This window comes from Parvimonas micra (assembly GCF_037482165.1).
Lineage (GTDB): Bacteria > Bacillota > Clostridia > Tissierellales > Peptoniphilaceae > Parvimonas.
In genome coordinates this window covers 1149274-1161468 of sequence record NZ_CP148048.1, presented here as the reverse complement: position 1 = coordinate 1161468, position 12195 = coordinate 1149274, and the positions used below count along the sequence as shown (strand labels likewise).

At 25.8% G+C, this 12195-nt stretch carries 14 protein-coding genes and 1 pseudogene; 11 read left to right on the top strand and 4 right to left on the bottom strand.

Features of this window, described 5'->3' with window-relative positions; genetic code table 11:
* Positions 1–32: 32 nt before the first annotated feature.
* The 4 genes and pseudogenes from WFJ11_RS05645 to WFJ11_RS05630 all read right to left on the bottom strand — a co-directional run.
* Positions 33–344, bottom strand: a pseudogene (locus WFJ11_RS05645) (transposase); the annotation flags it as partial.
* Entirely contained in the window at positions 289–852 is a 564-nt protein-coding gene (locus WFJ11_RS05640) for an IS3 family transposase (protein WP_009354466.1), read from the bottom strand. The gene WFJ11_RS05640 and the pseudogene WFJ11_RS05645, both read right to left, overlap by 56 nt.
* A 56-nt stretch (positions 853–908) precedes the next feature.
* A complete protein-coding gene (locus WFJ11_RS05635; RefSeq protein WP_293439249.1) occupies positions 909–1451 on the bottom strand; it encodes a helix-turn-helix domain-containing protein in 543 nt (180 codons plus the stop codon).
* A gap of 68 nt (positions 1452–1519) precedes the next feature.
* Positions 1520–1654: a hypothetical protein gene (locus tag WFJ11_RS05630; protein WP_255260946.1), complete on the bottom strand. Its 135-nt coding sequence runs from the start codon at positions 1652–1654 to the stop codon at positions 1520–1522.
* Positions 1655–1662: 8 nt separating this feature from the next.
* On the opposite strand from WFJ11_RS05630, the gene WFJ11_RS05625 reads away from it, so the two are divergent.
* The 11 genes from WFJ11_RS05625 to WFJ11_RS05575 all read left to right on the top strand — a co-directional run bounded on the left by WFJ11_RS05625 (position 1663) and on the right by WFJ11_RS05575 (position 12160).
* Positions 1663–1998: a hypothetical protein gene (locus WFJ11_RS05625; protein ID WP_009354838.1), complete on the top strand. Its 336-nt coding sequence runs from the start codon at positions 1663–1665 to the stop codon at positions 1996–1998.
* 111 nt (positions 1999–2109) lie between these two features.
* Complete coding sequence (locus WFJ11_RS05620) at positions 2110–2760, top strand: YaaA family protein (RefSeq protein WP_293439242.1); 651 nt, start codon at positions 2110–2112, stop codon at positions 2758–2760.
* A gap of 778 nt (positions 2761–3538) precedes the next feature.
* Positions 3539–4252 carry a CPBP family intramembrane glutamic endopeptidase gene (locus WFJ11_RS05615; protein WP_293439239.1) on the top strand — a complete coding sequence of 238 codons (714 nt, stop codon included), beginning with the start codon at positions 3539–3541 and terminating at the stop codon, positions 4250–4252.
* A gap of 29 nt (positions 4253–4281) precedes the next feature.
* A complete protein-coding gene (locus WFJ11_RS05610) occupies positions 4282–4734 on the top strand; it encodes a hypothetical protein (RefSeq protein WP_338817112.1) in 453 nt (150 codons plus the stop codon).
* A complete protein-coding gene (locus tag WFJ11_RS05605; protein WP_338817111.1) occupies positions 4727–5008 on the top strand; it encodes a CPBP family intramembrane glutamic endopeptidase in 282 nt (93 codons plus the stop codon). Before WFJ11_RS05610 ends, WFJ11_RS05605 begins: the two co-directional genes overlap by 8 nt.
* Positions 5009–5068: 60 nt before the next feature.
* Positions 5069–5791, top strand: a complete 723-nt coding sequence (locus WFJ11_RS05600; RefSeq protein WP_338817110.1) for a type II CAAX endopeptidase family protein — start codon at positions 5069–5071, stop codon at positions 5789–5791.
* A gap of 67 nt (positions 5792–5858) precedes the next feature.
* Entirely contained in the window at positions 5859–6575 is a 717-nt protein-coding gene (locus tag WFJ11_RS05595; protein ID WP_338817109.1) for a CPBP family intramembrane glutamic endopeptidase, read from the top strand.
* A 50-nt stretch (positions 6576–6625) separates the two neighbouring features.
* Positions 6626–7333 (top strand): CPBP family intramembrane glutamic endopeptidase, encoded by a 708-nt coding sequence (locus tag WFJ11_RS05590; protein WP_009355079.1) that lies wholly within the window; start codon positions 6626–6628, stop codon positions 7331–7333.
* 158 nt (positions 7334–7491) lie between these two features.
* The gene (gene lpdA / locus WFJ11_RS05585) at positions 7492–8892 is read left to right on the top strand and encodes a dihydrolipoyl dehydrogenase (RefSeq protein ID WP_009354968.1); all 1401 of its coding nucleotides are present in this window, start codon (positions 7492–7494) and stop codon (positions 8890–8892) included.
* Positions 8893–8948: 56 nt separating this feature from the next.
* Entirely contained in the window at positions 8949–11042 is a 2094-nt protein-coding gene (locus WFJ11_RS05580; RefSeq protein WP_338817107.1) for a Tex family protein, read from the top strand.
* 317 nt (positions 11043–11359) lie between these two features.
* Positions 11360–12160, top strand: a complete 801-nt coding sequence (locus WFJ11_RS05575; RefSeq protein ID WP_338817106.1) for a DUF169 domain-containing protein — start codon at positions 11360–11362, stop codon at positions 12158–12160.
* The last annotated feature ends 35 nt before the right edge of the window (positions 12161–12195 follow it).

Here is a 12195-nt window from a genome sequence, read left to right as displayed (position 1 = left end):
GCTGAACCCAAAAACACGGAGAGTTAAATAAATTATTCAAAGGAATGTAATCTATAATCAATAGGAGACATTCCTTTTAAATTCTCCTTAATTCTTTTCGTATTATACCATTTAATATACTCTTTTATATCTTCTATTAATTTTTCATAAGAAGAATAATTTTCTTCATAAAACATTTCTTGTTTCAATATTCCAAAAAAATTCTCCATTGGTGCATTATCTAAGCAGTTTTCTTTCCTAGACATACTTTGTCTTATTTTGTTATTTTCTAATGTTCTTACAAAACTACTATGTTTGTAATGAAAGCCTTGATCTGTATGAATCGTTAAATCTTCTTTGTTCTTTGTTCTTTATTCTTTTTAAAGATTTTTCTAATGACACATTCGTTAAATTTACTGTAGGACTAAAACCTATTGAATATGATATTATTTCTCCATTAAAAGTATCTAAAATAGGTGATAAATATATTTTCTTTGTATTATTTCCTATTTTAAATTCTGTTATATCTGTTAGCCATAATTTATAAGTTTTATCAGTTTTAAAATTCCTATTAACAACATTTTTTGCGATTTTTCCCACTGTTCCTTTATATAAATTATACTTTCTAACTCTGTTTTTGAACTTTTTACATAAAAGTTCGTTTTCTTTCATTATTCTTAAAACTTTCTTGTGATTTACAATAAGTCCATATTCTAATCTTAATACCTTACTTACTCTTCTATATCCATATCTTCCTTTAGATTCTTTTACTATATCTTTTATTTTTTCAATAATATAAATCTCTTTTGACTTTATCTGTTTATTTAGTTTTTCTTTCCACTCATAAAAGGAACTTTTATTTAATTTAGCCACTTTTAACCATTGTAATATTGTAATTGATTTATATTCTTTTGCCTTGCTTAATTCAATTATCGCTTTTGCTTTTTCTTTGTTTTTAAGTCCTTTTCCATAAGCAAGGCTTGAAGTTTTTTTTCATAAGCTATAGCTGCCTTTAATAGGAGATTTTCTTCTCTTAGTCTTAAAAGTTCTTCTCTTTCGCTTTCTTGTAAATTTTTTTTTCTTTTTTGTTCTATTGGTATAGATTTTTTCATTTTAGGCTTTCTTCCTTTTGTTTTACTATTTAAACCATCTAATCCATATTCATCATATTTCCTTTGCCAATTAACTATGATTGAATCATTTGTTATATCAAATTTAACAGCAGTTTCTCTAAAAGTTAGATTATTAGTTTTTCTGTATTGTAATACAAACAGCTTAAAATTACTAGTATAAATTTTATTTTTTACTTTTTTACTTACGCCTTTAATACCATTATCAATATACCATTTTATCCAATTTGAAATAGTTGTTTGTGGTATTTTATATTTTTTTGATAATTCAGATTGACTAATATCATTTTTTTCATATTCTTTAATTACTTTTATTTTTAATTTTATATCATATTTTGACATTCAAAAACCCCCAAATCCTTTGTCCGGATTTAGGGGTTCACATCAATATTATTTAGGTGCTTTTAAATTTATTTTAAATAATCATGTACTGCTTGAACAAAGAATTTAACACCATTTATAAAATATTTTTCATTAAGTCCAAATTTTTCGTTGTGGTGAGGATAAGCAACTCCATCAACATAAAGAGGATTTTGTAAAAGCACATAATCTTATGAGCCTTATTGAAAAAGAAATTTATGATAAATATGAAATTGTACTTGTTATACATGTTGAACCTGTTGGTGGAAACTTTACGGAAAGAGAAATTGAATTAAAAGAAATTACTGAAAATTGGAAAAATCAGTTTGAATATATAAAATCAATTCACGATTTTGCAATCTACAAAGAAGGAGAGGAATATTTTGTAGGTATGCAAGTAGCATTATACGGAAATAAATTAGGTAAAACATTTGATGAAAATATATTTAAATGTGAGATAGAAGAACTGATTAAAAGCTACGATAATAATTTAAAAACATCAATAACAATATTATATGATTATTTATAAAATAGCACGAGAGTGCTATTTTTTGTTGACTATAATGAGATTTTTTAATATAATCAATGTAGTATTTTATTTGGAATATTGCTATTTTAAAATAGATTTAAGGAGAAAAATATGAAAATAATTTTATCACCTGCAAAGACAATTTCTAAAACTTGTGAGAGATTTTCTTTGGGAGTTGAATTTTCTGATAAAACAAATGAAATTATAAAGAATGTTCCGGAAGTTTTGGTTTCAAAAGATTATTACAAGGCTTTTTATATGTATGATGGAATGTGTTATAAAAATATAAAAAGAGAAGAGTTTGATGAGTGCGATTTAGAATATATAAAGGAGCATTTAATTATTATTTCTGCACTTTATGGAGTGCTTAAACCTTTTGATTTAATTAATCCATATAGACTTGATTTTCTTATGAAAACAAAAATGGGAAATTTATATAATTTTTGGAAAGATGATATTGCCAAGAACATTTTAAAAGACACAGATTTTATTGTTAATCTTGCAAGTGATGAATTTTCAAAAACTGTTAAAAAGTACATTTCAGAGAAGCAAATTTTGGATTTTGAATTTTTTGAAAAAGTTGATGGAAAGTTAAAAAAACATTCTACGATTTCAAAAAAAGCTAGGGGAATGATGCTTAACTTTATGACTAAAAATAAAATTGAAAATATTGAAGATATAAAGAAATTTGACAAAGATGGATATGGTTTTGCTGAAGAAATGTCTTTAGAGAATAAATTTGTATTTGTAAAAAATAGTTAGAAATATTATTATATGAGATCTCTCCGCTTCGTTTCGCGTCGCTCAACTTCGGTCGAGATGACATATTAGGGATTTGAAATGAACGTCAACACGATATGAATATTTTTGTTATGTTTATAGAGTATTAATATGGTTTTAAGTTTATTAACTTTTAACATTATGCTATTAAATTAGATTTTCTCTTTGCACGTCATTTCGACCGAAGCGAAGTGTAGTGAATCTAGCCCTAACTTTGTTTGCTTTCAAATAAAAGTAGGTCTGACAGAGCAATTGTATAATTAGATACAATTGCTCTGGAAATCTCATAATTAGATTATAAGTAAACAAAATAAAGACTAGATTTTTTTCAAGTCGTTTAATTTCGATTGAGATGACATATTAGAGATTTGATTTCCAGCGTAATATTAAGTGAAGGTTTTTTATTTTATAATTAGAACTTCAAAAGTGTAAAAACTTTTGGAGTTTTTTTATTGAGTTTAAAATAATCTTTATAGAAATGTTTGCATACAGATATATAATAAATTTTATATTAGCTTTTTATAAATAAAATTAATAAATAAATTTTTTATTAAATAAAAAATACTGTTTTTTCAATAATTACATTTTATAATAATTAGCGTTTTTATTGTTTTACAATATTTTGTTATTTCATCTTGACAAATACGTTTTCTTTATGGTATCATTACTTTGCATAGTGATTATTATACTGCATTTACACTTTCTTTAGGTGAATTTTAACAAATTGTTATTCAATAAAATATATGGTCAAGGAGTTTTTATGAGAAAAACTAATTTATTAAATGTAAAAAACTTTAAAAAATGGATATTACCAATTATTTTATTAATTTCTTATAAATTTATATTTGATAAGATGATTTCTTATATTGTAATAAATAGAGCAGGTAATTTTTCTAAATCGATATTAATTGGTAATTTTATTGTTGCAATTATATTGTTTTTGTTAATTAAATTTATATTTAAAGGAAAATTAAATTCGATTGATAGTTCTGAAAAAATGGACTTAAAAAAATCTATTATTATTTCAATAGTTGTGTTATTTTTAACTATAGGAATTATATATGGGGTTATGTGGGTACAATCTTTTCTTTTTAGTCATATTAGCTTAAATAGTTCCAATGCAGATGCTATTACAAAAGAATTTAAATCTAATCCCTTACCAGTAGTTGGGCTTTCTTTTGTAACATCAACACTTGAGGAACTAGTTTATAGACAACTGTTGTTTGGATATTTGTATGATTTATTTTCAGGATGTAATAAATATATTAGATATATAACTTCAGCATTAATATCTGCAATTATATTTGGATCAATACATGATGGTTTATTCCATCCTGCAATGCTTCAATACATAACTTATGGTTTTATTTTATCTGGACTTTATTTATATACAAAAAGAATATCATCTCCAATAATTGTACATGTTTTATTTAACTTACTTTTAGACCTTAGGAGATTTATAATTTATTTTTAATATTATGAAAAAAAATAAAGGAGAAAACAATGCTAAATGCTAATATATTAAATGTAAAAAACTTTAAAAAGTGGATATTACCGATTTTAATGTTTGTTTTTTGTGAATTTATTTTTAAAAGAAAAATTTTACCTATTTTTAGAAAGTTCGTATTGACTGGAGATTATTTTTTTGATGGTATTTTATTTGATGGATTAGGGTATATTTTTATAATTTTATCAGTGTTGTTAATTTCTAAGTATGTATATAATGGAAGATTTAATTCAATAGATGCTTCTTCAAAAAAAGGATTGAAAGAGAGTTTTTTATTTTGTATTGTAATCTTGATTTTAACTATAATATTTTTATTTATACTCAACAATTTTTTAGTAAATGTTTTAGGTATTGTTAGAAAAAGTAAGAACACCATTATTACAGTATTTTTTTTTGAAAAAAACATTGTTTTCTGTATTTACTATAGTATTTACAGGACCTATGTTTGAGGAAATAGTATATAGAAAAATCTTATTTGGATATTTATATGATTTACTTTCAGGATGCAATAAATATGTAAGATTTATAACGTCTGCACTTGTGTCATCAATAATTTTTGGGGCAACACATGATGGAGTTTTTCATCCTTCTATGATTACATATGTTATATATGGAGTAGTTTTTTCTAGTGTATATTTTTATACGAAAAGAATTTCTGCATCTATGACGGTGCATGTTTTAAATAATTTGTTTTTAGCAATTATGGATATTTTTGGAATTTAATTATAATAAAATTTTTAAGAAAATTATAAATATTATAAAAAATATTGCAGAGGTGAAATTGTGGGAAATATAAAAAATTCAAAAAAATGGGTAGTTCCAATTTTAATGTTTATATTTTTTGAATTCATTTTTAGGCAAAGAATATCAAAAAAAATATTTTATGATGATTTATTAGTTTTTGTTTTTTTTGATAATACTGTAGTAAATAAATATTTTTCATTGGGATTATGGTGTTTTGTTGTTGCTTGTATTATTTTATTAATTTCTAAGTTTGTATTTAATGGAAAAATGAATTCTATAGATAATTCTGAAAAAATGGATTTAAAAAAGTCTATAATTATTTCAATTTTATTTTTTGTATTTACTATGATATTAGTTTATACTACTAAGTATGTTGAATATTATATTTTTAATATATCTAACATAAGTTTAAATACTAAAAATATTCTTGCTATCGAAAAACTTAATTTTTCTGTGAGTATGTTTTCAGGCGTTTGTATATCTATTTTTGAAGAAATGGTGTATAGACGAATACTGTTTGGATATTTGTATGATTTACATTCGGGTTGTAATAAATATATTAGGATAATAACATCTGTAATAGTATCATCTATAATCTTCGGTTCAATACATGATGGTGTTTTTGCTTATGCTATGGTTAGATATATTATATATGGAATATCTTTTTCAGCAGTATATTTATATACTAAGAGAATCAGTGCTTCTATAGCAGTTCATGTTTTAATTAATATATTTTTAATAGTTAAAGATACATTTTTGTAATTTAATCAAAATAACTTTTTTTAGAAAAAATAATTCATATTAAAAAAATATTGCAAAGGAGGATATTTTGATAAATGTAAAAAACTTTAAAAAGTGGATTTTCCCTGCTTTAATGTTTATATTTTTTGAATTTATTTTTAGGCAGAAAATTTTAAATTCTTTATTTTTTGGAAAAATATTTATTTTTAAATTTTTTGAAAATCCAATTGTAAATAATTTCTTTGTTGGTGGGATTTGTTGTCTATTTGGAAACTGTATAATATTTTTGATTATAAAGTATGTATTTAATGGAAAATTAAATTCTATAGATAATTCAGAAAAAATGGACTTAAAAAAATCTATAATTATTTCGATATTAGTTTTTGTTTTTACTATGTTGATTATATATTTAGCTTCATACATTGAAAGTATTTTCAAACTTGATGTTTATAGTTTGAATGCAAAAAATACTAGGGGTACTGAAAGACTAAATTTGTTTGTAAGTTTATTTTCAATAGCTTCGGTAAATATATTTGAAGAACTGGTGTATAGACGAATACTGTTTGGATATTTGTATGATTTACATTCGGGTTGTAATAAATATATTAGGATAATAACATCTATGATAATATCATCGATAATTTTCGGCTCAACACATGATGGTGTATTTCATTTGGCTATGATTCAGTATATAATTTATGGAATATCTTTTTCAGCAATATACTTATATACTAAGAGAATCAGTTCAGCTATAACTGTTCATATTTTAGTTAATATATTTATAACAATTATGAGATTTTTCTAAATTAACATATAAAAAATTTATTTATAAAATAAAAATTTTAGGAGGAAGTTATGAGTGTTAAGACAAAAAATTTTATTGTATCATTAATAATATCATTGGTGTATTTTTTAGGGATTTTAAGATTTTCTACATTGGCAAATAAATATTTAAAATCAGAATTTGTACTTAAAAACCTATCAAATATAAATATTATTTTACTTTTGATTTTTGGAGTTTTAGTATATTTGTTTTGTAAAAAGTTTCCAACAAATTCAATATCCAAAGGTAGTAAAAAGGAACCTTTAGTAAAATCAATTTTGATTGGGGTATGTTCTGGGATAGCTTTGATAGTTGTAATGCAAATTATATATAAAATTTTAGGATTTTTAGGTTATCCCTATGATATGACTGGAGAATTTATTAGAATTAAAAATCTGGTTTCTAATAATAAAATTTCCTTAATAAATATGGTGTTTATTATTCCATTTGTAACTGAAATAGTCTATAGAAATATAGTATTTGGCTACTTATATGATTTATATGAAGGTGGATACAAATTTGTCAGATTATTTACGCCAGCCTGTTTATCAGGAATTTTGTTTGCACTCATAAATGTAAAACATGCACTTCCTGTCGTAGTAGAAGCTGTAATTATATCCTTGACTTTTGGATATGTTTATTTAAAGACAAAAAGAATAGAAAGCGCGATAATCGGACATATTGTATTTAGTACAGGTATTGTAATACTTTCATTTATAGTAAAGACAAGTGTTTTATAAAATTGTTTATATTAATTATTTTGTATAATTGTAAATACTTTTAAATAGTTTATTGCAAATATAGTAAATTTTACTTAAAAACTTGAAAAAAAAATATTTTTGATATATAATTTTAAGTGAGTGAAAACTTAAAATAAAATAATTAAGGAGTGTGTTTTATGACTAAAATAGCTGTTATTGGAGCAGGCCCAGGAGGATATGAGGCTGCTATTAGAGCTGCACAAATGGGAGCAGAAGTTGTACTTATTGAAGCAGATAGACCGGGTGGTACTTGTTTAAATAGAGGATGTATCCCTACAAAAACACTTTGGAAAAATGCTGAAATTATGGAAAATATTCATAGAAAAGCAGAATTCGGTTTACTTATGGATGAATGTAAAATTGATCCAATAAGACTTAATGAAAGAAAATGCGAAGTTGTTGAAAAAATCGTAGGTGGGGTAGAATTCTTAATTGGTTCTTATCCAAATATTGAATACCTAAAAGGTTTTGGTTCTTTTGTTGATCCTCATAAAATTCATGTTAAATTAAATGATGGTTCAGAAAAAGATGTAACAGCTGATTACATAATCATTGCTACAGGTTCTAAACCAAGTGTTCCACCAATTGCAGGAACTGATTTGCCTAATGTAATTACTAGTGATGAGTTCTTAGATTTAAAAGAAATTCCTGAAGAACTTATAGTTGTTGGTGGTGGAGTTATTGGAATGGAATTTGCAAGTATTTATGCTCAATTCGGTTCAAAAGTAACTGTAATGACTAACGGTGTTTTACCTGCAACTGACGGAGAAATACAAAAGAGAATTCCAAGTATTTTCAAAAGAGCGGGAATTAAGATTGTAAATAAAGTTCGTGCTAGTGAAATTACACAAGAAAACGGTAAATTAAAAGTTACAGCTAAGAGAGTTGATAAAGATAAAGTTGAAGAAGCTGAAGGTACAATGGTTCTTTTAGCAACAGGAAGAAAAGCTAATATCGATGGATTAGAAATCGAAAAAGCTGGGGTTGTTACTGAAAGAGGAGCTGTAGTTACTGATAAAGGATTTAAGACAAATGTTGACCATATTTATGCTATTGGTGACGTTGTTTATGGAAATGTTCAACTTGCTCACGTTGCAAGTGCACAAGCAATTCATGTTGTTGAAAAATTAATGGGAGAACATCCTGAAATTAATTTAGATATTGTTCCTGCTTGTACATTTACTTTACCAGAAGTTGCTCAAGTTGGTTTAACTGAAGAAGAAGTTATTGCTCAAAATATTCCTTATGTTAAGAGTAAATTTATGTTCAGCGGAAATGGTAAAGCTGTTTCATTAGGAGAAGCTGATGGATTTGTAAAGGTTCTTGCAACTGAAGACTTAAAGAGAATTTTAGGTATCCATATTATTGGACCTCATGCAAATGACTTAATTCATGAAGGAACAGTTGCTATGGCAAATGATATGGGAGTTGAGTCAATAGGCAAGATGATTCACGCTCACCCAACTCTATCAGAAGCATTTATGGAAGCAATTCACCAATTAGAAGGAAAGTCAATCCATAGTGCACCTGCAAAATAATTATTTTGTTAGAATTTTAGGGAGCGTTAGCTCCCTTTTTTATTAAAGAGGTAAGAATGAATATTTTTGAACAAATTGCAAAAGAATTAAATATAAAAGTAGGTCAAGTTGAAAATACTGTAAAACTTATAGATGAGGGAAATACTATCCCTTTTATCGCAAGATATAGAAAAGAAGTTACGGGTAATTTAGATGATGAAATACTTAGAAATTTAGAACAAAAATTACAATATTTAAGAAATTTAGAGCAGAGAAAAGAAGATGTTATTAGATTAATTGACGAGCTTGGAGAGTTGACTGATGAATTAAAAAATGAAATTATAAATGCTGAAACTCTTTCAAAAGTTGAGGATATATATCTTCCATTTAGACCTAAAAAGAGAACTAGAGCAACTATTGCAAAGGAAAAAGGTCTAAAACCACTTGCTGATTTAATTTTAGATAGAAAACTTAATGAAAATAATTTTGAACAAAAAGTTTCTGAATTTATTAGTGAAGAAAAAGAAGTTTTAAATATTGATGAAGCTATGGCTGGTGCTTTAGATATTATTGCAGAAATGATTTCTGAAGATAAAGATTTTAGAGATATTTTAAGAAAAGATGCCGAGAAAAATGGAATTTTAGTCTCTGAAAAGGGAAAAGAAGAGAATAATGTTTATGATATGTATTATGAATTTTCTGAAAAGATTTCTAAACTTCCAGCACATAGAATACTTGCTATAAATAGAGGAGAAAAGGAAAAAGCTCTAAAGGTTTCTATAAAGTTAAGTGACGAAAAAAATATTGGTGAAATTTTATTTTCACTATGTATGGATGATAAAAATTTCTGTCATAAATTCTTAAAAGATGCTGTTATCGATAGTTATAATAGACTTTTATTCCCACAAATAGAAACTGAAATAAGAGCAAATTTAAAAGAAAAAGCAGATACACAATCTATTGAAGTTTTTGGCAAGAATTTAAAACCTTATATTATGCAATCTCCAATTCTTGACAGAGTTGTTCTAGGAATTGACCCTGGTTATAGAACGGGTTGTAAGGTAGCTGTTATTTCAAAAACTGGATCAGTTTTAGACCATGTAAATATCTATCCTACAAAACCGCAGGAAAAGATAAAAGAAAGCAAGGAAATTTTGGCAAAACTTATTAAAAAATATGATGTAAGTTTAATTGCAATAGGAAATGGAACTGCAAGTCGTGAAACTGAAAAAGTTGTTGTAGAATTGATAAATGAATTGAAAAAAGAAGATTTATTCTATTCAATAGTAAATGAAGCGGGAGCTTCAATTTATTCAGCTTCTAAACTTGGACAAGAAGAATTTCCAGATTTAGATGTAACTGTTAGAGGTGCAATATCAATAGCTAGACGTATTCAAGACCCGATGGCTGAGCTTGTAAAGATTGAACCAAAACATATTGGCATAGGACAATATCAGCATGATGTAAATCAAAAACAATTAACAGAAACTTTATCAGATGTTATTGAAGATTGTGTAAATAAAGTTGGAGTTGATGTTAATACTGCATCATTTTCACTTTTATCTTATATTTCAGGAATGACAAAAACTATGGCTAAAAATTTAGTTTCATATCGTGATGAAAATGGGGCATTTAAAAATAGAGATGAAATAAAAAAAGTAAAGGGAATAGGACCTAAGGCATATACTCAATCCGCGGGATTTTTGAGAATTAGAAATGGCGAAAACCCACTTGATAATACAGCTGTTCACCCTGAAAGTTATGAAATTGCTGAAAAACTCTATGGGAAAGATTTAGATAAGATTAATATTTCTAAACTTTCAAAAGAATTAGAAGTTGGTGAATTGACTTTAAAAGATATTATTGAAGAGCTTAAAAGACCTGGTCGTGATATAAGAGAAGATATGCCAAAACCGATTTTAAGATCTGATGTTCTTTCCATTGAAGATTTAGAGGTTGGAATGGAATTAAAGGGAACTGTAAGAAATGTTGTAGATTTTGGGGCATTTGTAGACATTGGAATTAAAAATGATGGACTAGTTCATATTTCACAAATTTCAAATAAATATATAAAGCATCCTTCAGAAGTATTAAAAGTTTCTGATGTAGTTAAGGTTAAAATTTTAGAAATTGACCTTGAAAAGCAAAAAGTAAAATTGACAATGAAGTAAAAAGAAATGCGGTAAAACGCATTTCTTTTTTTGTATAAAAATAAAGTAATTATCAATGCTAATGTTGTGTAAAATCTTTAAAAAAATAGTGAATATTTTATCATAAGAATTTTTATGATTTCATAAGGTTGTTAAATGTTTAAAAATCAACTAAAAAATTTTATGATAGAAAAAAATTATTAATATTGTCTATCCATAAGAAAAAAGTATTAGACTTATTTCTAATCCTATGATAATATAATACTGATTATATTTGTTTGCTAATTCGCAAAGTATTTTATCAAATATAAATATAAAAATTAAATAGGAGGTTTTGAATGGATATTCAAGAAAGTGTAAAACTTGTAGATTCATATTTAGATTTAAATCGTAAAGTTGTAGGTGTGAAGTTTTTTCACGATGAGGAAAGTTATGAAAATTTTGAAGTACCTGAAAGAGAAAGTAAAGTTACATATTGTAATGCTGTTAATTTAGCATCTAAAGGTTCAAACATAAAGGTAAGAAAGGTACATCAAGGTTGTCCAAATGGTTCAGTTGCTTTTGGTTTTAATCAAGCACCACCTAAAATGGCATCTGGAGAAGCTAGATTTAGTAAAAATATTTATAAAGATGTTGAAACATCAAAGAGTGTTTCTGATGAAATGATATTTTTGAAAGAACCAATCTATGGTATAGTAGTGATGCCTTTAGAAAATTTTAAAGTTGAACCGGATGTTGTTGTTATGATTGAAAAAGCATATAATATAATGAGAGTTGTTCATGGATATTCTTATTTTAATGGCTATTCTCCAGAAATGAAAACTGTTGGTTTACAAGCGGTTTGTCATGATCTTACAACTCTTCCTTATGAACATGGAACAATAAATATCACATTCTTATGTCCGGGAACTAGATTGATGGCAAATTGGCATCCTGACGAGTTAGGAATTGGAATGGCGTGGAAACATTGGTACAATGTTGTTCAAGGTATAGTTGAAACTACAAATCCATTTGAACGTAATGGGAATAAGAGAAAAATAATTAAGAAGATGAAAAAGAATCATATGGATGATTCTGTAATCGAATTAAATAAAAATTATGATACAGGATCATATTTAGGTGGACCAATAGAAAAATAAATTCAAAATAGTTAGGGATTTCTTTTTAGAAATTC

Coding starts and splice junctions, on each gene's coding strand:
- WFJ11_RS05610 (WP_338817112.1), top strand. CDS start 4,282: ATGCTAAATGCTAATATATTAAATGTAAAAAACTTTAAAAAGTGGATA.
- lpdA (WP_009354968.1), top strand. CDS start 7,492: ATGACTAAAATAGCTGTTATTGGAGCAGGCCCAGGAGGATATGAGGCT.
- WFJ11_RS05615 (WP_293439239.1), top strand. CDS start 3,539: ATGAGAAAAACTAATTTATTAAATGTAAAAAACTTTAAAAAATGGATA.
- WFJ11_RS05580 (WP_338817107.1), top strand. CDS start 8,949: ATGAATATTTTTGAACAAATTGCAAAAGAATTAAATATAAAAGTAGGT.
- WFJ11_RS05635 (WP_293439249.1), bottom strand. CDS start 1,451: ATGTCAAAATATGATATAAAATTAAAAATAAAAGTAATTAAAGAATAT.
- WFJ11_RS05620 (WP_293439242.1), top strand. CDS start 2,110: ATGAAAATAATTTTATCACCTGCAAAGACAATTTCTAAAACTTGTGAG.
- WFJ11_RS05590 (WP_009355079.1), top strand. CDS start 6,626: ATGAGTGTTAAGACAAAAAATTTTATTGTATCATTAATAATATCATTG.
- WFJ11_RS05605 (WP_338817111.1), top strand. CDS start 4,727: ATGTTTGAGGAAATAGTATATAGAAAAATCTTATTTGGATATTTATAT.
- WFJ11_RS05625 (WP_009354838.1), top strand. CDS start 1,663: ATGAGCCTTATTGAAAAAGAAATTTATGATAAATATGAAATTGTACTT.
- WFJ11_RS05575 (WP_338817106.1), top strand. CDS start 11,360: ATGGATATTCAAGAAAGTGTAAAACTTGTAGATTCATATTTAGATTTA.